19 protein-coding genes are annotated in these 21,311 nt (G+C 66.4%); 10 read left to right on the forward strand and 9 right to left on the reverse strand.

Features of this window, described 5'->3' with window-relative positions; translation table 11 throughout:
• Positions 1-8: 8 nt before the first annotated feature.
• On the reverse strand, positions 9-3,899 hold the full coding sequence (locus DFR52_RS17645; protein ID WP_110033307.1) for an AsmA family protein: 3,891 nt from the start codon (positions 3,897-3,899) through the stop codon (positions 9-11).
• A 208-nt stretch (positions 3,900-4,107) separates the two neighbouring features.
• Positions 4,108-5,523: an FAD-binding oxidoreductase gene (locus tag DFR52_RS17650; protein ID WP_110033308.1), complete on the reverse strand. Its 1,416-nt coding sequence runs from the start codon at positions 5,521-5,523 to the stop codon at positions 4,108-4,110.
• Between the two features lie 169 nt (positions 5,524-5,692).
• On the opposite strand from DFR52_RS17650, the gene DFR52_RS17655 reads away from it, so the two are divergent.
• Positions 5,693-6,175, forward strand: coding sequence for a thioesterase family protein (locus DFR52_RS17655; RefSeq protein WP_110033309.1), 483 nt, complete (start codon positions 5,693-5,695; stop codon positions 6,173-6,175).
• Positions 6,176-6,316: 141 nt separating this feature from the next.
• On the opposite strand, the gene DFR52_RS17660 is transcribed toward DFR52_RS17655, so the two are convergent.
• Together DFR52_RS17660 and DFR52_RS17665 are read right to left on the reverse strand one after the other, a co-directional pair.
• Positions 6,317-8,131: a chloride channel protein gene (locus DFR52_RS17660; protein WP_110033310.1), complete on the reverse strand. Its 1,815-nt coding sequence runs from the start codon at positions 8,129-8,131 to the stop codon at positions 6,317-6,319.
• A gap of 181 nt (positions 8,132-8,312) precedes the next feature.
• On the reverse strand, positions 8,313-9,215 hold the full coding sequence (locus tag DFR52_RS17665; RefSeq protein WP_245415386.1) for a dienelactone hydrolase family protein: 903 nt from the start codon (positions 9,213-9,215) through the stop codon (positions 8,313-8,315).
• A gap of 201 nt (positions 9,216-9,416) precedes the next feature.
• Here DFR52_RS17665 and DFR52_RS17670 point away from each other — a divergent pair, with 201 nt between their 5' ends.
• Both DFR52_RS17670 and DFR52_RS17675 read left to right on the forward strand, forming a co-directional pair.
• A complete protein-coding gene (locus tag DFR52_RS17670) occupies positions 9,417-9,830 on the forward strand; it encodes a carboxymuconolactone decarboxylase family protein (protein WP_110033311.1) in 414 nt (137 codons plus the stop codon).
• Between the two features lie 118 nt (positions 9,831-9,948).
• Complete coding sequence (locus DFR52_RS17675; RefSeq protein WP_110033312.1) at positions 9,949-10,923, forward strand: magnesium transporter CorA family protein; 975 nt, start codon at positions 9,949-9,951, stop codon at positions 10,921-10,923.
• 4 nt (positions 10,924-10,927) lie between these two features.
• Here the strand turns inward: DFR52_RS17675 and DFR52_RS17680 are convergent, their stop codons facing one another.
• A complete protein-coding gene (locus tag DFR52_RS17680; RefSeq protein WP_110033313.1) occupies positions 10,928-11,443 on the reverse strand; it encodes a winged helix-turn-helix transcriptional regulator in 516 nt (171 codons plus the stop codon).
• A gap of 120 nt (positions 11,444-11,563) precedes the next feature.
• Between DFR52_RS17680 and DFR52_RS17685 the strand changes: the two genes are divergently transcribed.
• A complete protein-coding gene (locus DFR52_RS17685) occupies positions 11,564-12,109 on the forward strand; it encodes a dihydrofolate reductase family protein (protein WP_110033443.1) in 546 nt (181 codons plus the stop codon).
• A 193-nt stretch (positions 12,110-12,302) separates the two neighbouring features.
• Here DFR52_RS17685 and DFR52_RS17690 read toward each other — a convergent pair whose 3' ends face one another.
• Positions 12,303-12,776, reverse strand: coding sequence for an AtaL-like protein (locus tag DFR52_RS17690; RefSeq protein ID WP_110033314.1), 474 nt, complete (start codon positions 12,774-12,776; stop codon positions 12,303-12,305).
• Between the two features lie 51 nt (positions 12,777-12,827).
• Positions 12,828-13,691, reverse strand: coding sequence for an SDR family oxidoreductase (locus tag DFR52_RS17695; protein ID WP_110033315.1), 864 nt, complete (start codon positions 13,689-13,691; stop codon positions 12,828-12,830).
• Positions 13,692-13,808: 117 nt separating this feature from the next.
• On the opposite strand from DFR52_RS17695, the gene DFR52_RS17700 reads away from it, so the two are divergent.
• Positions 13,809-14,702 (forward strand): LysR family transcriptional regulator, encoded by an 894-nt coding sequence (locus DFR52_RS17700; protein WP_110033316.1) that lies wholly within the window; start codon positions 13,809-13,811, stop codon positions 14,700-14,702.
• Positions 14,703-14,855: 153 nt separating this feature from the next.
• On the opposite strand, the gene DFR52_RS17705 is transcribed toward DFR52_RS17700, so the two are convergent.
• Positions 14,856-15,767, reverse strand: a complete 912-nt coding sequence (locus tag DFR52_RS17705; protein WP_110033317.1) for an SMP-30/gluconolactonase/LRE family protein — start codon at positions 15,765-15,767, stop codon at positions 14,856-14,858.
• A gap of 139 nt (positions 15,768-15,906) precedes the next feature.
• On the opposite strand from DFR52_RS17705, the gene DFR52_RS17710 reads away from it, so the two are divergent.
• From DFR52_RS17710 to DFR52_RS17725, 4 genes are read left to right on the forward strand one after another with little or no spacing between them, the layout of a single operon-like run.
• A complete protein-coding gene (locus tag DFR52_RS17710; RefSeq protein ID WP_110033318.1) occupies positions 15,907-16,887 on the forward strand; it encodes a C4-dicarboxylate TRAP transporter substrate-binding protein in 981 nt (326 codons plus the stop codon).
• Between the two features lie 49 nt (positions 16,888-16,936).
• Positions 16,937-17,374 (forward strand): TRAP transporter small permease, encoded by a 438-nt coding sequence (locus tag DFR52_RS17715; RefSeq protein WP_110033319.1) that lies wholly within the window; start codon positions 16,937-16,939, stop codon positions 17,372-17,374.
• Between the two features lie 14 nt (positions 17,375-17,388).
• Positions 17,389-18,672 (forward strand): TRAP transporter large permease, encoded by a 1,284-nt coding sequence (locus tag DFR52_RS17720; RefSeq protein ID WP_110033320.1) that lies wholly within the window; start codon positions 17,389-17,391, stop codon positions 18,670-18,672.
• Positions 18,673-18,715: 43 nt separating this feature from the next.
• Positions 18,716-19,432, forward strand: a complete 717-nt coding sequence (locus DFR52_RS17725) for a GntR family transcriptional regulator (RefSeq protein WP_110033321.1) — start codon at positions 18,716-18,718, stop codon at positions 19,430-19,432.
• 116 nt (positions 19,433-19,548) lie between these two features.
• Here the strand turns inward: DFR52_RS17725 and DFR52_RS17730 are convergent, their stop codons facing one another.
• Positions 19,549-20,082: a DUF3833 family protein gene (locus DFR52_RS17730; protein WP_110033322.1), complete on the reverse strand. Its 534-nt coding sequence runs from the start codon at positions 20,080-20,082 to the stop codon at positions 19,549-19,551.
• 284 nt (positions 20,083-20,366) lie between these two features.
• Here DFR52_RS17730 and DFR52_RS17735 point away from each other — a divergent pair, with 284 nt between their 5' ends.
• Positions 20,367-20,837, forward strand: coding sequence for a YchJ family protein (locus DFR52_RS17735; protein ID WP_110033323.1), 471 nt, complete (start codon positions 20,367-20,369; stop codon positions 20,835-20,837).
• Positions 20,838-21,311: the final 474 nt, after the last annotated feature.

The raw sequence follows: 21,311 nt of genomic DNA on the forward strand, positions 1-21,311 counted from the left end.
CGAAGAGCTCAGTTCGGCGCGATGAGGTTCCGGATCGGGTCTTCGACACCGGGAAGATTCCGGAAATCCAGCTGGTTCGGGTCGGTGGGCACCATCGGCTCCGCTCCAGGCCCTGGCGCGGGCGCCGGTTGCCGGCTGACGTCGCCGGGCGTGCCAGCGTCTAAAGCCCTGGCTGCCTCTGCCTTGCGGGCTTCCTCGGCCTCGCGGGCGGCCGCGGCTTCCGCCGCCGCCTGAGCGGCCTTCTTCTCGTCCGCCTGACGCTCGATCTCGGCCTGTGCCGCCGCCTTCGCGGCAGCCTCCTCGGCAGCCAGCCTGGCGGCACGCTCTTCCTCGGCCTTGCGCGCGGCTTCCGCTTCGGCCGCAGCCGCGGCCTCGGCTTCCGCCGCCTTGCGCGCCGCCTCCGCCTCAGCCTTGCGCCTGGCCTCGGCGGCGCGATCGTCCGCGCGCTCGGCCAGCAGGCTCAGTTCGCGCCGCATCCGCTGCTTTTCGAGAACGCCGGCCTGCAGCAACTCGACCTTGCGCCGTTCGCGCTCGAAGGCCCGCACAGAGAGGTAATTGGTCAGCGCCGTGGCGTCGAGGCTCACACCCGGATCCGAGACCAGGCCTTCGACGCGGAAGGTCACCGACGGATCGGAACCCGCCACGGCCTCGACGCCCGGTTCGAAGGTCAGTTGCAGTCCCGCGTCGATCCTGAGCGAGGCGAGGTCGATGCGGCCGTCCGCCGACATGGTGGCGTGTTCGTCGCTGATGGAGACCGGCGCGAACCGCTGCACGCCGCCGGTTATGGAGAACGGCATCACCACATGCCGCGCGCCCACTTCGCCGCCGCCCATCGCCTCGGTCACGATCGCCGACACCGCCGCCGTCTCCGGCCTCGCCTCCTGCTGGTCGACCGCGCCGAGGATCCGGCTCAGCGCGCCGGTGTGGATGCCCTCCAGCGTCAGCGAGTCGAGCACCATCTGGCCGCCGCCAGAGAGCGAGCCGACCAGTTGCTGCATCGAGCCGCCGCTGCCTTCGATGTTGGCCTGCAGCCCGGCCGCGGCTCGCGCCGGCACCTTGGTCCCGATGGCGCCAAGCGCCCTGGCGAAGTCGGCGCCGTCCACCGCGAGCCTGCCGGACAGATAGGCAGTGCCGTCGGGATTGTTGAGACTCATCTCACCGCTCAGCCGTCCGCCGAGCCAGCCGGCCTTGACGTCGGCCAGCGTCAGGGCGCCGGGAGCGAGCGTCATCGTCGTCGTCAGTCCGTCCGCGCTGCCAGCGCGCCCCATGTCGAAGCGGCCGACCTCGAGGGTCAGCGCCGCGCGCGGCCCGCCCGGCACCGGCGCCAGGAACGGCGAAGCGCTCCAGTTGCCCTCGCCGGCCGCGCCGCTCTCCGGCCCCAGGACCAGCTCCGAAAGCCAGGCCAGGTCGGCCTCATCGAGCTTCAGCTCGCCGCTGGCCGACAGCTCCGCCGCCTGGCGGTCAAAGGACAGGGCACCCGAAAACGCGTTGCCGCCGGCCACCCCCTCCATCTCCGACAGCACCAGGCTCGTCCCGGTCATCTCGAGGGCGGCATTGGTTTCCAGCACGAGGCCGGCCTCGGTCCGCGGCGGCGCCTGGCCGAACAGCGTCAGCATCGGCTCTGCGTCACCCGCCGAGATGCCGAGGCTGAACCTGCCGGTCATCGGGCCGTTGGCCGGGATTGATCCGTTGCCGTTGGCGGACATGACGAAATCGGGCGCCGTCAGGGTCGCGACGATGGCCATGTCGTTGTCCTTGACGCCGCTGGACTGCGCCCCGGCCGTCAGGCTCATCTCCAGCTCGGCCGGGCCGTAGCCGTCCAGCGGCAGCACGGCAAAGCCCGCCTGCTCGAGCAACCGCCAGGCGGCCGGATTGCTGGCCTTGACGCTGATCTGGCGGGCGCCGCCGCGATCGGGCATCAGCCCCGCGCCGGAGGCCTGCACCGAAATCTGCCCGCCACCGGCCGTGCCGCTGAGGCTGAGGTCGGGGCCCGAATCGCTGTTGAAGCCGAGTTTCAGGTCGAGGGTGAGGTCGTCATAGCCCATCGAGTTGGCGGCAAGCCGCTCGATGACGCCGTGACCGCCGCTTAGCTTGCGCGCCAGCGCGAACAGTCCGTCCGCGGTCGCCGCGGTGAGACGGCCGGCGAGTTCGCCCACGGGCGCGACCAGGCTGCCCCCGACCTGGCCCCGGAAAGAGCCTGCGGCTCCGGCCAGATCCTCGAATGCCAGCCGCTCGAGCGCGAGGTCGCCATCCTTCCACACGAAGACGGAATCGAAGCCGCCGACCGTGACATCGTCGATGGCGAGCCTGCCCGCCCGGATGCGGCCGGAGATGTTGTGGCTGGCAAACAGCTCCGACTCGGCGCCCTGCGCCTTGCCGCCCGCCAGCAGCACCAGTGCGCGGATGGCGTCGACGTCGAACGTGTCGCCGGCAAGTTCCACAGAGAGCGAGGGCGGACCCGATTCGGGGGACTGTCGCTCTAGCCGCCCTTTCAGGATTGCGGGCCCGACGGCCACTTCCAGGCCCTCGAAGCGCTGCAGCCGCGAGGTCAGGTTGACATTGGCCGAGAAACCGGCCGCCGGCAGCCTGCGGATCACCAGATCGACATCCCCGGACAGCCAGTTGGACAGGCCCGACGGCTGGCTCGACGCAACAACGAGGCTGCCGGCAAACCCTGTGTCCTGGCCGAGGTCGAGCCGGCCGCTCGCTTCCACCGTGGTGCGGCCGGGCAGGTTGACCGTCAGCTTGTCGATCTGCCAGCCGTCGCCGTCGGGTCTCGCATCGATCGCCACGTCACGCACAGTGGTGTCGCCCGCCACCACCGCGGGCAGCGCGATCGAAACCCGTCCGGGCAGTGGCGGCGGCGGCAGTTGCGAAATCAGGTCGCGCAGGAGCGCGATGCGATCGGCGAGCGGCACGGCGGCTGCCACAGGCGGCGCGTCCGCCTCGCCGGCGTCGGCCGCCAGCCGGTCCATGTCCACCTGCTGGCCGTCGGCCAGGATCAGGAATTCCGGCTTCGGGCCGGTGTCGATGGTCGCCTCGCCGGTGACCACATAGGGATCGGCGCTGGTGCCGATCTCCATCCGGTAGTCGGGGATCCTCAGCCGTTCGTTGTCGGCCTCGAACGACCCCTTGGCCACCACCAGCGGCTTGACCTCGGTCGCGGCGGACTGGGCCGCCTGCAGCACCTGTAGCGTGAAGCCGCCGTCATAGCGCGGCTTGCTGTCGGCAATGCGCGCGTCGCCTTCCGCCTCCAGCAGCATCGGGCGACCGTCCGGCGACAACCTGAGCCGCATGCGCACCGAGCCGTCCTCGGCGACCGTTCCGGTCGAGATCGAAAACGCGCCCGACTGTCCGAGAATGCTCGCCGTGCCGTCGATCAGCCATGGGCCGCTCAGCGACCGCGCCGACATCACCGCATTGAGCGCCTCGAGGCTCTGGGTCCGGCCGTTCTGATCATCGACGAGCCGGATTCTGGCATCCGACACCGTGACCTTTTCAAGCACCACGGTCTCCCCGGGCGTCGCGGGCCGGTGCTTGAGCGCCCAGTCGATGGTTCCGTCGGGAAGAATCCGCACGGTGGCCGTCGGATTGTCGACGCGCATGTCGAAGATCAGCACCTCGCCGCGCAGGAACGGCGCCAGTTCCGCGTCCATCGAGAAGCGGTCGATCGTCATCATCGGCTGGCCGTCGGCGCCCTCGCCGACGGCGACGTCGGAGAAGGTGAGCGACGGAAAAGGCAGCAGCCGCGCGTCGGCGCTGCCGCGCACCTTCACCGGCTGGCCCAGGATTCGGCTGGCCTCGGTCTCGAAGGCGGTGCGGTAGCTGCCCCAATCCACGAAATACGGTCCGATCAGCGCCGAAAACAGCGCCAGCACCAGCAGACCTCCGATGAACACAAACAGCCGGGCCAGTTCTAGTCCTCCTCATTGTGCGGCAGCGCTGCGCAGCGTGCGCCGCTGTCCGCGTGCGGGCCGAGAGCGCCAGGCGGTCGACAAGCGACGGTGGCCCGCAATCTAGACCATGTCGCGGCATCGGCGCGAGTCCGGCATGGCCGGCGATGGCCGGCGCGACTTTCCGGAATCGACCTGGCCCCGGCCCTGCCCATCATGCGTCGAACGCGAAGATCTTGCCCGGATTCATGATGTTGTGCGGATCGAGCGCCTGCTTGATCTGCCGCATCACCGCGATTCCGGCCCCCATCTCCTCGATGAGATAGGGCCGCTTGCCCTGGCCGATGCCATGCTCGCCGGTGCAGGTGCCGTCCATTGCCAGCGCCCGGGCATTGAGCCGGCTGATGAAGGTCTTGGCGCCGGCAACCTCGGCCGGGTTGTCGCCGTCGATCAGCACCGAGACGTGGAAATTGCCGTCGCCGGCGTGCCCGACGATCGGCGCGATCAGTCCGGCGCTGGCGATGTCGTCCTGGGTGGCGACCACGCATTCGGCGAGCCGCGAGATCGGCACGCAGACATCCGTGGCGATCGCCCTCGAGCCCGGCCGCAGATGCAGGGCCGCCCAGTAGGCGTCGTGGCGGGCCTTCCACAATTGTGTCCGCCGTTCGGGCTCCTTGGTCCACAGGAACGGCCCGCCGCCGCAGTCCCGCGCGATGGCGTCGAAAGTCTCGGCCTGCTCGGCCACGCCGGCGTCCGAGCCGTGGAACTCGAGAAACAGCGCCGGTCCTTCCGGATAGTCAAGCTTCGAATAGGCATTGCACGCCTTCATCTGCAGCCCGTCGAGCAGTTCGATCCGCGCCACAGGAATGCCCATCTGGATGGTCATGACCACCGCATTGCAGGCCGCCTCCACCGTCGGAAACGGACAGACCCCGCCGGAAATGGCCTGCGGGATGCCCTGCAGCCTGAGCGTGACCGAAGTGATCACGCCGAGCGTGCCCTCGGAGCCGACCATCAGCCGGGTCAGGTCATAGCCGGCCGAGGACTTGCGTGCCCGGTGGGCGGTGCGGATCTCCTCGCCCGAGGCCATCACCGCGGTCACCGCGATGACGTTCTCGCGCATCGTGCCGTAGCGCACCGCATTGGTTCCCGAGGCCCGCGTCGCCGCCATGCCGCCGATCGAGGCGTTGGCACCGGGATCGATCGGGAAGAACAGGCCGGTGTCGCGCAGATGGGTGTTGAGGTCGACGCGGGTGACGCCGGGCTCGACGGTGCAGTCGAGATCCTCGCTGTTGACCGAAAGAATTCGCGCCATGCCGGACATGTCGATGGAAATGCCGCCCTGCGGCGCGTTGATCTGGCCTTCGAGCGATGTGCCGGTGCCGAACGGGATGATCGGCACGCGGTGATCGGCGCAGGCACGCACCACGGTCCGCACCTCCTCCGCCGACTGCACGAAGGCGACCGCGTCGGGCAGTTGCGGCGGTATGAAGGTGGTGGTGTGGGCGTGCTGGCCGCGCAGCGCCTCGCCGGTCTGCAGCCGATCGCCCAGTCGCTGCCGCAGCACGCCGATGACCGCGGCAATGCCGGCTTCGTTTCGCGTGCCGATGTCCGGATCACCCAGTCCCATGCCTACCTCCGGGGCGCAAAGCCCAATTCGGTCCGGCGCTTGCCGCACGAACCTGTTGGCGTAATGTGCAAACCCCGGCCCGCTTGTCCAGCCCGTTTGGCCGATCGGGACCGGCTTTGGCGTTTTGGCCGGCCCCGAAGCGCCATATCCGCCACCGAAGGAGCACCGCATGCCATTCGACGCCCCCTTTCGCACGCCCCCCCGCGGCCTCGATCCTGACTGGTTCGACTACAACGGCCATCTCAACATGGCCTGGTACAATGTGCTCTTCGACCAGGCGCTGGACCTGCTGTTCGAAAGGTTCGGCTGCGGGCCGGACTACCGCGAGAGCCGCAATCTCAGCTTCTTCGCCGCCGAAGCCCATGTCTGCTACGTCCGCGAGCTCAAGCCCGGATCGATGGTCTGGGCGACGGCGCAGTGGATCGACCACGACGCAAAGCGCATCCACCTCTTCCAGGAGCTCCGCCACGCCGATGGCTGGCTCGCCGCCACCTCCGAATCGCTGCATCTGCACATCGACATGACGGGGCCGAAGGTGGCGCCGATGCCCGACGACGTGATGGCGCAGCTCGTGGCCATGGCGGACAGCCATGCCACCCTGCCCCGGCCCGAGCGGGCCGGCCGCGCAATCGCCATTGTGCGCAAGCCGTGACGAGGACCGCCGGCTGCCCCACGAGCCGCCGGCTGGAGCAAGTCCAGACGAAGTGAATTTCACTTCGTCGCAGGACAATGCGTCGAATCAAAAACCTGGAGCGCTTCTGCGATTGAGTGAAAAGCAGGAGCGCTTGAGGAATCAGGAATAATGGTTTCGCACCACCGCCTGCGCCAGCTCCTCGCGGTCGATGACGCCGACGACGTCCTCGGCCCGCGGCACGCCGGCCGGCGTGTCGACGACGATGGCGAAACTGCGCTCGCGCCGGCTCATGCGGGTGACCACCGAATTGAGGTTGGAGGCCGGCGTGGCGATGACGAAGTCGGTCTTCATGATCTCGCCCAGGGTCTGGCCGCTGAAGCGGTCGGCCTGGTAGGGAATGGTGGCGAAACGCACATAGCCGACGATGCGCTGGCCGTCGGTGACGATGACGCGGTTGGTCTCGACATCGACGCGGGTGAGCGCGTCGGCGACGCTCATGCCGGTTTCGAGGACGTTGAAATTGCGCGACATCACCTCGCGCGCCGGCTGCACCAGGAACATGTTGGTGGTCCGGTCCGTGGGGATGGCGCGGCCACGCTTGCGCAGCTTGATGGTGTAGATGTCATTGGCCACAAGCGCCCTGCGGACGCCGAGCGCGATCGCCACGGCGAGCACCAGCGGCAGGATGATGTTGTAGTCGCGCGTCATCTCGAAGATCATCACGATCGCCGTCATCGCCGCCGAGGTGCCGGCGCCGACCATGGCGCCCATGCCGATCATGGCGAACATCGGCACCGACAGCCCGGCGCCCGGCATCAGCCACTGGCCCGCCGTGCCGATGGCCGCCCCCAGCGTCGCCCCCATGAACAGGCTGGGCGAAAAGATCCCGCCCGACGCGCCCGACCCCAGCGAGATGGTGGTCGCCAGCATCTTGGCGATGAACAGCGCCACCAGCAGCACCACGCCCATCTGGTTGCCGGAGAGGATGTCCTGGATGGTGGCATAGCCGACCGAGAGCACGTGGTAGTGGCCGGAGGTCAGCATGAAGAGATAGCCGAGGATCCCGACGGTGGCCATGCCGAGCACGTTGCGCAGATACTCGCTGAACCGCATCTCCTCGAACTTGTCCTCCATGAATTCGAGCACGCGCACGAACAGGAAGGCGGCGACGCCGAGCGCCACCCCGGTGAAGGCGGCAAGGCCGATCTCGGCGAAGTTGACCGCGCTCGAGACCGGCATCTGCGTCCACAGCGGAATCTCGAATGCGGCGTCGGCGCCGATCACCTGGCGATAGGCATAGGTCGAGGTGGCGGTGGCGGCAACCACCGGCAGGAAGCTGCGCGGCGAGATTTCAGGCAGCAGCACCTCGACGGCGAACAGCACGCCGCCGAGCGGCGTGTTGAAGGTGGCGGCAATGCCGGCGCCGGCGCCGGCCGACAGCAGGATGATCTTCTGCGAACGGATCAGGCCGAGACGGCGCGCCAGCGTCGAGCCGAAGGAGGAGCCGATCTGGATGATCGGACCCTCGCGGCCGACAGAGGCGCCTGTGCCGATCGACAGCGCCGAGGCAAAGGATTTGACCACCGCGACGATGCCGCGGATGTTGCCGGAATTGTGGTAGATCGCATACATCACCTCCGGCACGCCGTGCCCCTTGGCCTCGGGCGCGAAGCTCTTCACCAGCCAGACCACGATCAGCCCGCCGATGATGGGCACCAGGATGATGAAAGGCCCCCAGGGGCTCGGCTCGCCATAGACATTCGGGTCGAGATGGAAGGAGAACAGGCCGTAGAAAGAGATGTTGTAGATGATCGCGATCAGGTACTTGAAGGCGATGGCGCCGGCGGCGGCGACCAGCCCGACCAGGAAGGCCAGCCCGACCAGCGTCGCCAGCGTCACCTCGCGCTCGCCCGGCGGCGGACCGTCGTCGCGGGTGCTGACGGTGGGCGGAACCAATTGGGTCTGACGGGTCATGGGACTCTGATCTGCTGGCGCGGGAAGGCGGGAGGATGCCCCCGGTCTAGCCCACGCCTTTCACTCCTGACAACCCAAAACCGTCCAACCGCGCGGCTTTGTCCCGGAATCGCCATGGTTTGATGACTTTTCCGCGATTTTCGCCCCCCGCGCCGCCAGGAGGGCGCGCGGGTCGCTTTCGTCAGCCGAGCTTCGCCTTGAGGAACTCCACCGTCCGGCTCCAGGCGAGGTCGGCAGCCGGCTTGTTGTAGCGGGCGGCCGAGGTGTCGTTGTTGAAGGCGTGGTTGACGCCGTCATAGACATGGATGGTGACGTCCTTGCCGGCCGCTTCGAGCGCGCTCCGGTAGGCCTCGATGCCGGCATTGATGCGCTCGTCGAGCCCGGCATAGTGCAGCAGCAGCGCTGCCTGGATCTTCGCCGCGTCGTCCGCCTCGGCCTGCCGGCCGTAATAGGCGACGCCCGCGTCAAGATCCGGATCGTGCACCGCCAGTTGGTTGACCAGCCCACCGCCCCAGCAGAAGCCGACGGCGCCGACCGCGCCCGAGGCGTCCGGACGGTCGGCCATCCAGCGCGCCGCGGCCACCGCATTGGCCGTGGTCCGGGCGCCGTCGAGCTGGCCGATCATCTCGCGCGCCTTGTCCTCGTCGGCGGGCGTGCCGCCGACCGGTGAGAGGAAATCCACCGCCAGCGTCATGAAACCTTCCAGCGCCAGCCGCCGGGCGATGTCGCGGGTGTGCTCGTTGAGCCCCCGGTTCTCGTGGATGACCAGCACCGCCGGCAGCGGTCCGGAGGCGTCGGCCGGCCGCACCAGATAGGCCTGCATCTCGCCGCCGGGAGCGGGAAAGCTCGCCTCGGAGGCGGAGATGCGCGGATCGCCGTCCTCGACAAGCGCCGCCTGCGCCTGGCTTGCCGCCAGCATCGGCGCGATGGCCGCGGCCGCGGCGCCCGACCCGGCCAGCCGCGTCAGTTCCTCCATGAAGCGGCGGCGGTCGAGCGTGAGATGGGTGTAGTCGTCATAGGCCTTGATCATCTGCTGGGTGATCTCGGGCATTGCCGGATGGTCTGAGCTGGATCTGTCGGTCATGATGCGATGGCTCCCTCGTTGAATGGCTCGGACGGGCGCACGCGACGCCGCCCTCCGGTCAGATAGGACGGCAGCGGAAAAAGCCAACACCCCCGGTGCGCGGCTGTCCGTCACGGACTTTGCCACGCTCCGGTTTTGCCATGGCCAACCGCCGGCGCCATGCTAGATACACAGCGACAAATCCAGCACGGGAATGCGACCATGACCACTCACCTGCCCGCCGCCGACCCTGAGACCGACCCGCGCGTCCGCGCCGTCTTCGAGGACATCCGGCGGAGCCGCAACACCGATTTCATCAACAACATCTGGCGCTGGCTGGCCGTCGATCCGGCGCTGCTCGAGCGCACCTGGGCCGAGGTCAAGGCGGTGATGGGCACGCCGTCGTCGATCGATCCGCTGACCAAGGAGATGATCTACATCGCCGTCTCCGTCGCCAACGGCTGCGGCTACTGCGTCCACTCCCACACCGCCGCCGCCCGCGCCAAGGGCATGAGCGGCGAGCAGTACGGCGAACTGCTCGCCATCATCGGGCTTGCCGGCAAGACCAACCAGTTGGCCACGGCGCTGCAGATCCCGGTCGATGCGGCCTTCGACGCCGCGGCACCCCGGCCATGACCCGCAAGACCGCCGTGATCGCCTCCGCCGTTACGGTCGGTCCCGCCGTTCCGCTTGCCCCTGTCCGGGCGGCGTCCGGTCTGCCCGTCGCCGGAACCAGTCCGGAAGGAAGCGCCCGATGATCCGCATGTTCGACCGCGACGGCAGCGAGATCCTGCCCGGCGAGGACGGCACCCCGCCCCCTGGCCGGGTTGTCGCCTGGTACGATCTCGAAAATCCCAGCCACGACGAGGAGCTCCGCGTCGAGGCGGCGCTCGGCCTCGAGATCCCGAGCCGCGACGAGCTGCGCGACATCGAGCCGTCGAGTCGGCTCTACACCGAGAACGGCGCGCTCTACCTCACCCTCGGCGTCGCCTACCGCACCGACACGGATTTTCCCGATGTCACCGATGTCGGCTTCGTGCTCTCCGCCGACACGCTGGTCTCGGTGCGCTACGCCGACCCGCGCGCCTTCAGGCTTTTCACCGCAAGCCTGTGCCGCAGCCGGGACGGCAACGGCCCGGGCGACATCCTCACCCGGCTCATCGAGACCATCGTCGACCGCACCGCCGAGATTCTCGAACAGGCAAGCCGCACCGCCGACGGCGTGTCGGCGCGGGTGTTCTCGACCGGAGCCGACAGCCACCCCGATCGCGCCACGCGCGACCTCGAGGCGAGGCTCGTCGAGATCGCGTTGCTGCAGCGGCTGGTGGCCAAGGCGCGCGAGAGCCTGATGTCGCTCTCTCGCGTCGCGAGCTTCCTGCAAGCCCAGCCGGAGTTCCGCGCCGACAAGACGCTCAAGGAGCGCTGCCGCTCGATCAGCCGCGACGCCCAGTCGCTGTCCGAGCACGCCGCCTTCGTCTCGGGCAACATCATCTTCCTGCTCGACGCCTCGCTGGGGCTGATCTCGGTGCAGCAGAACACCATCATCAAGATCTTCTCCATCGCCGCCGTCGTGCTGCTGCCGCCGACCTTCATCGCCACCATCTACGGCATGAATTTCCGCAACATGCCTGAACTCGAATGGGCCTGGGGCTACCCGGCGGCGATCGGCGCCATGGTGGTGGCAGCCGTGGTGCCGTATCTGTGGTTCCGGCGGAAGGGCTGGATGTAGGGGGTCACCGGTGCACCGGGCCATGCGCTGACGGCCTGCGCCGGGCCATCGCAGCTTCGTAGGCGGATTGCAATGCGGCGGAGACCGACCGCTTCGGGGCCGGAGCACCGAGATGCAGGTGCCTGAGTTCCTGCATGAACTCGTCCCACAATTGCGGACCTCCGTCCTCGAGGATCCTGGCGCGGACGGAGAGCTCTTCCGATGCGGACGTGTGCCGCAAGCCCCAGCCACCCATGACAGCCATCATCGGCACAAGCTCGATCGCTTTCTCGGTCAGCGTGTGATGGAATTTCTGCTTGTGTCCCGGATCAGCGCTGCGCGAGAGCAGTCCGTTGGCGGTCAGGCGCTTGAGCCGGTCGGCAAGAATGTTCGAGGCGATCCCCTCGATGTTTTCGCCAAGCAAACCACGGAATGTGCGGTTGTGGCCGAACATCAGGTCGCGAAGGATGATCAGGCTCCAGCGGTCGCCGAAGGTCTCCAGCGTGAGGTTGATCGGACATCCTGAACGTCGCCTGTGCATTCAATCGCCTCCCCGGACCGGTTGCAAAATCGAAGTGGTTTCCGGTGCCGTCGATTGATATCAAGCTGCAGGGCGCGAATGAAGGTGTTTTTCACATCGCCCGTCAGTGGGAGGTTCGACATGGCAAGGCTGGTGTTCGGAATGATGCAGTCACTCGACGGCTATATCGCTGGTCCCGAAAGCGGGCCCGGTCTGCCGGTGCCTGACGACGTGCTGCATCGCCACTTCAACGATCACGTCAGGAGCGTCGCCGGTTGCCTCTATGGCCGGCGCATCTATGAAATCATGCGCTACTGGGAGGAGGACCAACCCGGCCAGGACGAGACAGGGCTGGACTTTGGGGCAGCCTGGCGGGCACAGCCGAAATGGGTCGCCTCCCGGACCCTGAAGGCAGTCGGGCCGAATGCAACATTGATCGACGGCGATCTCGAAGCCTTCGTGCGAAAGCTGAAAGGCGAGCATCAGGGCGAGATTGATGTCGCCGGGCCGGATCTGGCGGGGCAACTGACCGAACTCGGCCTGATCGATGAGTACCGGCTCTATTTGATGCCCAGGGTCCTGGGTGGCGGCAAGCCGTTCTTTTCCGGCCCCCGGCCGCCGCTGCGGCTTGTGGCCCACGCCCGGATCGGTGAATCCGCGATCAGGCTGACCTACGTTCCGGCCTAGCAGCGTCCTCCGCCCCAGGTGCCGACCTCCGACATCGCCGCGTCGAGACAGGCAGATACCGATGCACCCGCCTTCCTTGCCCGCCACCCCGGCACGCGCGCGCCGACAGCCCTTTGCAGTTCCCGGCAGGCTATGGCCTTGCCGGGAGCGATGCGGGTCGTGCCGACCCGCGGCGATGAGCGAACCGCCCGGATCAGAGCCTGCCTTCGGCGAGCAGCTCGCGGGTGCGCCTGAGCGTGGACAGGAGCGCGGCCCTGTAGCCCTTGTCGCTGTCGAAGAGCGCCTGCTCGGCCCGTTCCTCGGGGCCGTCCGGTTGCCTGCCGCGCAGCCCGAGATAGCAGTAGAACCTGAGCTGAAGTGCGCCGGTTTCATCCTCGAACAGCTCGTTGACGATCGCGCCCTCGCGCGGCCCGGTGGCCTGGAAGAAGGTGACCTTCTGCAGCGGCTCGAGCGTGATGATCTCGCGCAGCTCGGCGCCGGCGATGGTGGCCTCGCGGACGAAGTGCGTCGCGCTCTCCTCGGTGACGTCGCAGCGGCTGCACAGGCCGGCCGGAAGGAACAGCCGCGCGTCACGGGCCTTGAGTTCGAGGCCCTGCCAGACCTGTTCGCGGGTAAGTTCGGTTTCGCCTTCGGGGTTCACCCGGACGGTGGCGGTTGAATAGATCATGTCGATGGTCCTTGGTGGATGGGACTGGAGGGATGGATCGGGATTGGTGGCTCAGCCGGCGATCTGCGCGACATGGTCGCGATAGGAGCGCAGCGGACGGCCGAGCAGCGTGGTCAGCCGTTCGCGATCGCCGGCCTCGGGCAGCATGCCGTCGGACAGGAAGCGTTCGGCCATCAGCCGCATGTCGAAGGCCATCCAGCCCGGCATGACCTGCCGCAAGCTCTGCTCGAACGCGGCGGTATCTTCGCCAGGATAGGCAATCGGGCGCCCCAGCACATCCGACCAGATGGCTGCCGCATCGGCGCCCGTCAGCGTGTCCGGGCCGACCAGGTTGATGCGGCTGATCGGCAGCGGCGCCGGCGACCGGTCCCGGCGGATGAGCTCGATCGCCGCGACCTCGCCGACGTCGCGCGCGTCGATCATGGCGAGACCCTTGTCGCCGATCGGCATGGGGTAGATGCCGTAGCTGGCGATAACGTCCCTGATCGTGATCTCGTTGTCCATGTAGTAGGCCGGGCGCAGGATGGTGGCGCCCATCCCCATCTCGGCGATCATCCGCTCGACGCCGAACTTGCCGGCGAAGTGCGGCACGTTGACATAGATGTCGCTGTGGATCACCGACAGATAGACGATCCGCTCGATCCCGGCCTCGCGGGCGACGTTGAGCGCGATCAGCGCCTGGGTGTATTCATCCGCCACCACCCCGTTCAGCAGGAACAGCGTGGTGACGCCAGAGAATGCGTGGCGCAGCGAATCGACGTCGAGCAGGTCGCCCTCGGCGAGCTCGACTCCTGCCGCAAAGCGGGCCTTCGAGGGGTTGCGGACGAGCGCGCGCACATCGGCTCCGCGCGTGACGAGTTGTTCGACGACGTTGCTTCCGACATTGCCGGTCGCGCCGGTTACGAGAATGGTCATGGTGGTCTCCTGAGTTGGGATTGCCTTGGTTGAGATCTGCTTGCCCCCTGAAAATAGCGATCCACATTCATGCCGATAGCCGCTATAACTGGACGAACCGTCTCACTGGTGGAACACATGGATCTTCTTGCGCTTGCCGATTTCAACCTGGTCGCCCGTCACGGCGGGTTCGGCAAAGCCGCGCGCGCCGCAGGCAGGCCAAAGGCGACGCTCTCCCGCCGCGTCGCCGATCTGGAAGCAGGCCTTGAGCTTCGCCTGTTCGAGCGTGGCGCCCGCGCGCTGAAGCTGACCGAGGAAGGGCGCGCGCTGTTCGCGCGCACCAGCCGCCTGCTGACCGAGCTTGACGAGACGGCCACGGCAATCGCCTCCGGTGGGCAAAGCCCGCGCGGCCGGTTGCGCATCAGCGCGCCTCTGCTGTTCTCCCAGACCGCGATGGGCAGGCTCGCCGCAGGGTTTGCGCTCAGATATCCCGATGTCCGGCTCGAGGTCACGACCGAGGACCGCGCCGTCGACATGATCGAGGAAGCCTATGACCTGGTGATAAGGGTCAATCCCGAGCCGGATGAAAACCTCGTCGGACGAATCTTCCTGCGCGACCGGCTGGTGGTGGTGGCAAGCCCGGCCTTGACGCTGCCGGCAGACGGTTCGGCTGTTCCCGCCGTTGTTCGCGGAGCGGCGGGACGAGGCGACGCCTGGACCGTGATGACGCCCGCGGGCCGATCGACGATCCCGGTCAATCCGGTGCTCGGCCTGTCATCGCTCATCATGGTTCGCGACTCCGTGCGCATGGGCGTGGGTGCGGGACGCCTGCCCATATCCCTCGTCAGCCAGGATGTCGCAGACGGCAGGCTGGTGCTGTGGGGCGACGTGGAGGGGTCGGAGATTGCCCTCTGGACGCTCTATCCGACGCGCCGGCTGCTCAGCGCCCGCGTTTCGGCGTTCCTCGACCATTTGAGGCAGGCGTTTCCGCACGGAACGCCAGACGAACTCGCTGCCTATCTCGAGAGATGAGCCTTTCGATCCGGCTGCGCAGAGGGCCCCCTGCGAGGGCACCGGCTGGCAGGCGGCCGGGCAGCTGACCGCTGGAGCGCTTCTGCTGCTCATTGAATCGCAGACGCGCTCCAAGCTCTTGATGAGCCGCCTTGTCCTGCGACGAAGTGAACTTCACTTCGTCTGGAACCGCTCTATGCGGCCGCGCGGCGAAGTCCGGCTCCACCTTGCCTGGTGCGTGCCGCGAACAAAGTCCTTCTCGAAGGAAAGAAAGGCAAGCCGCCCGCCATGCGCGGTGTCGCGTTTGGATGTGACGACCAGTTGGTCCAGGCGCTCGCCGTGGAATGCCGGTTTCGTCGGGCAGTTTACGGGAAGCGGGACTTCGAAGAGATGGTCGCCGTCGGGTGAGAAAACCTCCAGCGCAGCGCCGTCGACAGCGGCAATCCAGTAGCGGCCGGCCGCATCCAGCGCCGCGCCGTCCGGCCTCCCCGCCATTGCCTTCATGTCCGCGAACACGGCCGGTTCGCCGACCTCGCCATCCTCACAGAGGCCGGCCGTCCAGATGGTCCGGACATCGCGGTGGGAGTCGGAGAAGTAGAGCCGTCGCCTTCCGCAATCCACAGCCATGCCGTTGGGAATGGTCAACCCCTCGACGACAGGGACAAGCACAAGATCGGCGGCAATGCGAAAGATGCTGCCCGCACCTTCGTCTGCGGAAAGCGACATCGTCGAGACCCAGAGAATTCCGCCGGCATCGACCGTGGCATCGTTGAACCGGTGACCCGCGCGCGGCTGCTCCAGCAGTTTCTGCAGCGATCCGCTCAGTGGCTCAAAGGCGAAGAGGCCGGTTTCCATGCCGAGCACAGGCCAGCCCGCCGCATCGAGGACAACGAATCCCGGCTCTTCCGGCATGGTCCAGGATCTCGCGCCACCCGTCTCGATTTCCGTCCGGTGGAGCCGTCGTCCGGTGATGTCCACCCACCAGACCTGCCCCCTGGCATGGTCGACGGCCGGGCTTTCACCGAGTTCCGCCGCGCAGTCCAGGGTTGAACTCAATCGGATGGAGGGTGTGATGATGGTGAGCATCCGGGACCTTGCAGGGGAAATCGACTTCGGCCTCGGCCAGCCTAGAACGTTCTTGACACGGACGAAATTATCAAATTAATACCCTAGCGCAACTAATATTTCAGTTCAGCACAATCAAATGATTTCGGGAGGATATCAAATGAAGATCATCGCTGGGGCGCTCAGCCTCTGTCTCGCCGCAACTCTTTCGCTGGGACTTGCCATCCCGGCGCATGCCGCCGTGACCCTGAAGATCGGAACCGTTCTGGCGCCCGAGGATCCGATGGGTCAGGGACTCGAGAAGTTCAAGACCGATGTCGAGACCGCGACTGCCGGTGAAGTCAGGATCGAGATCTTCCACAGTTCGCAGCTCGGCGACACCACCGAGATGATCGACCAGGCCCGCGCCGGCGCCAGCGTCGGCACGATCACCGACGTCGCACGGCTTTCGAGTTTCGTTCCGTCGCTCGCCATCATGTCGGCGCCGTTCCTGTTCGACACCTACGAGCAGGCCGACAGGTTCTCCCTGTCCCCGGAATATCTCGGATGGGGCGACGAACTGAAGGAGAAATCCGGCCTCGTGATGCTCGCGTCCAACTGGTACCAGGGCCCGCGCCATCTCCTCACGCAAGTGCCTGTCACCACACCCGCGGATCTCAAGGGCATCCGCATGCGCACCATCGGCGCTCCGGTCTGGATCGAAACGATCAAGGCCATGGGAGCCGAACCGACACCGATGGCCTGGGGTGAGGTCTATTCGGCGCTGCAGCTTGGAGCGATTGACGCAGCCGAGGCTCAGCCGACGGCGATCACCGGCGCGAAACTGTTCGAGGTCGTCAAGGTCGTCACCAGGACCGGACACATCCAGCTGGTGACCGCGCTCGTGGTATCTGCCGCCGGGTGGGATGAGATCTCGCCGGAAAACCAGAAGATCGTCCGCGATCTCGCGGTCGAATCCGGTCGATATGCGTCCGACCTGACCATAAAGCTTGGGGCCGAGTCGCTCGAGAAGGTCGCGGCCGCCGGCCTGGCCGTCGATGATATCGACCTGGCGCCCTTCAAGGACGCGGTCAAAGGTGTCTACGCGACCCTCAACCTCGAGAACGAAGCCAAGATCGTCGACCGGGTGCTCGGGCGCTGAGCCTGCCTGCCGACAACTCCCAGTTCACTGGACAATACGGAAAATCCACATGTTGAGACGGATCGAATTCGCATCCGCTTCGCTCCTGCTGACGAGCATAGTCCTGCTCGTCGGCGGCGGGTCGATAGCCCGGGCCCTCGGCTGGCCGATCATCTGGTCGGTGGAAGTCGCCCAGCTGATGTTTCTCTGGCTCTGCGTACTGGCCATCGACCTGGCCATGCAGGACGAGAGGCACTTCGGCCTCGAGATCATCCTCGACAATGTGCCGCCGCGGGCGCGCCGGCTGATCGAGGGCGCCAACATCGTCATCATGATCGGTCTCCTGGTCTTCCTGCTTCGCTATGCCTGGAAGAACATGATCCTGATGCATCCGCGCCTCGACGGCGCCCTGCAGATCCCCGGCTCGATCTTTCACGCCTCGATGGTGCTCGGCTTCGCACTTCTCGTGCGGACACTTGTCGCCCGGCTCATTCAACTCAGTCGATAACGGCGGATTCACACATGTTGCTACTGATTGGCGGGCTGTTCGCCTTTTTCCTGGTCGTGGGAATGCCGGTTGCCTTTGCGCTGGCGCTGGCGTCCATTCCGGTCTTCGTGCTCACCGGAACCATGCCGCCGACCGTCGCGGTGCAGAAGATGGTGACGGCGACGCAGAGTTTCCCGCTGCTGGCTGTCCCGTTCTTCATCCTCTCGGGCAACCTCATGAATGCGACGGGCATCACCAGTCGCCTCGTCAATTTTGCCCGGCTGCTCACCGGCTGGATGGCTGGCGGACTCGGCCAGGTCTCCATCGTGCTGAGCATGCTGATGGGCGGCATCTCGGGATCGGCGGTCGCCGACGCCGGCATGGAAGCGCGCCTGCTCGGGCCGGGGATGATCAATCAGGGCGGCTACTCCAAGGCCGCCGCCGCCGCCGTCATCGCCTTCGGCTCGGTGATCACCGCAACCATACCGCCCAGCATCGGCCTCATCCTTTTCGGATTCATCAACGAAGTCTCCATCGGACGGCTGTTCCTGGCAGGCGTCATTCCCGGCATCCTGCTGACCGTGATCCTGATGATCACCGCATGGCTTGTGGCCAAGAGAAACAACTACGCGCCCGATCTCGAGACCCTGCCGACATTCAGGGAACTGTCGGCCAGCTTTCTGGACAGCATCTGGGCGATCGCCTTTCCGGTGATCCTCATCGTCGGCTTCCGCTTCGGCTTCTTCACGGCCACGGAAGCAGGCGCGTTCCTGGCCTTCTATGCCCTGATCGTCGGTTTCTTCATCCATCGTGAACTCACCCTTGAGGCACTCTACGATGCGATGAAGGACACTGTCGCCGATCTTGGCATGGTGATGCTGCTCATCATGATGGCGGCAGTGCTCGGCTATGCCGTCACCATCGAACGCGGACCGCAACAGATCACCGAATTCGTCACCTCGCTGACAAGCCAGCCGGTGATGATCCTCATCCTGATCGTCGTACTGCTGATCGTCAGCGGCATGTTCCTTGAAGGAGCCGCCAACATCCTGTTGATAACGCCGATTGTCCTTCCGGTGCTCGTCCATGCCGGATACGACCCGGTTCACATGGGGATCCTGATCGTCACCCTGATCAATCTGGGCGGACTGACGCCGCCCGTGGGGATCATCATGTTCACGGTTTGCGGTATTCTCGATGTCAAGACCGGCAGTTTTGCACGCGCCTCCATTCCGTATTTCGCGGCCATCCTTGTCTTCCTTGTACTTCTGGTGATGTTCCCACAGCTGTCGCTACTCATGCCCGGGAGGCTCATGTAATGGAGACCGGAAGCCGGGTTCACGAAAAACGGATGAGCGCACCATGACACCAAAACCGCTATCGGCTGCATTGACCAGCACCCAGGAGGAGCCATTCCGGCCCGGCGCTCAGGGATCGGCCGCGGCCCGGGTCTATTCCGGCATCCGCTCGCAGATCATCTCGCTTGACCTGGAACCGCATTCCAACCTCGTGCGGACGGAGATCGCCGAGAGCTACGGCGTCAGCCAGTCGCCGATCCGCGAGGCGATGCACAGGCTCGAGCAGGAGGGGCTCGTCGTGTCCTATCCGCAATCGCGCACGGTGGTCGCGAAAATCGACGTCGACCACGCCCGCGAGACGCAGTTCCTGAGAATGGCGATCGAACTCGAGGTCGCCCGCAACCTGGCCAAGACCGGACAGCCGGAGTTGCTGCGTCCCGCCAGGCGGATTCTCGCCATGCAGAAGCTGGCGGGGGAAGACCGGGACATCGAGGAATTCACCGCGCTTGACCGGCTGTTTCATCTCTCGCTCGTCGAACCAGCGGGTGTCGTTTCACTCTACCATCTGGTTTCGAGCCGGTCCGGCCATATCGATCGCCTGCGACGCCTCAACCTGCCGGATCCGGGCAAGATGATCTCGGTCCTCCAGCACCACAACGACATCCTCGATGCCATCGAAGCCGGCGATCTGGCCGCGACGGAGAATGCGGTGCGGACGCATCTGAGCGGCACCCTGGCCGCGGTTCCGCAAATCATGGAGCAGTATCCCCATTATTTCTGAGGCCCGCCCCCGGGCGGCGCGGAGACGCAGAACGATTGACCGCGACGCCATGCCCAGGACGATCGCGTCTCAGCAGCGCCGGGAGCCGGTTGGCGCCGGCGCCCGCCGCAGCGGTGTCACGGCCGCTTCAGCTTGTGGGCGTCCCTGGCGCGGGCGAAATTCACCACCACGCGGCCGACCGGAAAGATGCTCTTGAACACGGTCGCGGTGTTGTGCACCGTGCCGTCGTCCCTGAGCACCATCTTGTCGCGGAAATGCACCAGGTTCTTGCGGTTCTCCGCATCGAGATAGAGCGTGTAGCCGTAGCGGGCCGTGTCTCCTTCGATCGAGACATTGGCCACGCCCTCGACGTCGGAGCGGCGGCCAACATATTCGCCGGGGCCGGTCTTCGTGAAATACCAGATCTTGGTGTCCCGCTCGCCGTCGTCATACTTGAATTTCTCCACCAGCTTGAGGGTCTTGCCGTCCCAGGTGCCGCGAAGGTCGACACGGAAGGTGCGCTTGACGCCGTTGATGGCGGAGAACTTTCCGTAAGCCACGGTCGGCCCCCGGAAATAGGTCTCGAAGGCAAATTTTTCCGCCGCCATCGCCGGAAGCAGACCGCTTCCGAGCGCGATGAAGGCGACTGCAAGTGTCAGGAAGCGGAGCATTGGGCAAACCCCTCGCTTGGCGCGCGGCGGCGCGAAACGCGATCCGCGGCGCCGGGATGGAAGACGGGACCGGCCGGAACCGAAACATTCGGGGCAGCCGGCCGAAGCACGACTTCGGATACGGTTGCGCAGGCACATTGGTTTCAGCAATCCGTGGATTCCGTGCGCGGAAGCAACCCGCCCCTGCTCCTTCCCCCCCCCCCGCCGTTAGCCCCCGGTGCTGCACTTGTCGTCTGAAATCCTCCACGCTATGTCCCTCTTCGCCTCCGAAATAGGACCCGCCCATGCCCTGCCCCTGCGGCCTCCCCCGAGACCTGTCCGCCTGTTGCGGCCGCTACCTCGCCGGCGCGGCGGCCCCGACGGCGGAAGCGCTGATGCGCTCGCGCTACACGGCCTATGCCACGGGCGATCTCGACCATATCGAGAGGACCTGTGCGGGACCGGCGGCCGCCGGGTTCGACCGGGCCGAGCTCGCGGCCAGCCAGCTGGGCACCGAGTGGCTCGGCCTCGAGATCAGGGCAATTCGCCGGGGCAGCGATGCCGACAGCGAGGGCACGGTCAGCTTCGTCGCGCGCTACCGTCACGCCGGCCGCGACGGCGCGGTCGAGGAGACCTCGCGCTTCGTCCGTATCGATGGAAGCTGGTGCTATGCCGAGGCGGAATTTCCCGTCGCCGCATCCGCCGCCCGCCCCGGTCGCAATGACCCCTGCCCCTGCGGTTCGGGCAGCAAGTACAAGAAATGCTGCGGTGCCTGACAACCGCTCACGCACATCGCGTGAATTCAGCATTAGGTCATCTAATTATCCACGTCGTGATCCCTAAGCCGCTGCACACTTTCGGGCGACATGCCTTAGCTGCCGGAGAGCAAACGGTTGCTGCCGCGGCCCGCCTCCCGTTTCGGGACTGAACCCACCGCTCGGCAACCGGCTTGCGGAAAGCAGCCGATGGCGGCGCACCAATTGTCGCCCCGCCTCCGCAGGCTCGATGCCCGGACATGGCGACGCGTTTGCTTGAACGGCGCGGCCCCTTGCCCGATCAAGCCGCGCGTTTCTGCGCCAGACCGTGCCGATACTGCCAAACGGGCACCCGACAGCCGCGCAATTCGTGCATTTCCCGCAATGAAACGAACGGCTCGCCGCCCTAACAGAATTTTATCCATATCCCTTAGGTCGATCTTATCCTGCCTGTGGTTTGCTCCTCTGCACTCAGACGACCACTGCAAACCGTGT

This window comes from Hoeflea marina (assembly GCF_003182275.1).
Classification (GTDB): domain Bacteria; phylum Pseudomonadota; class Alphaproteobacteria; order Rhizobiales; family Rhizobiaceae; genus Hoeflea; species Hoeflea marina.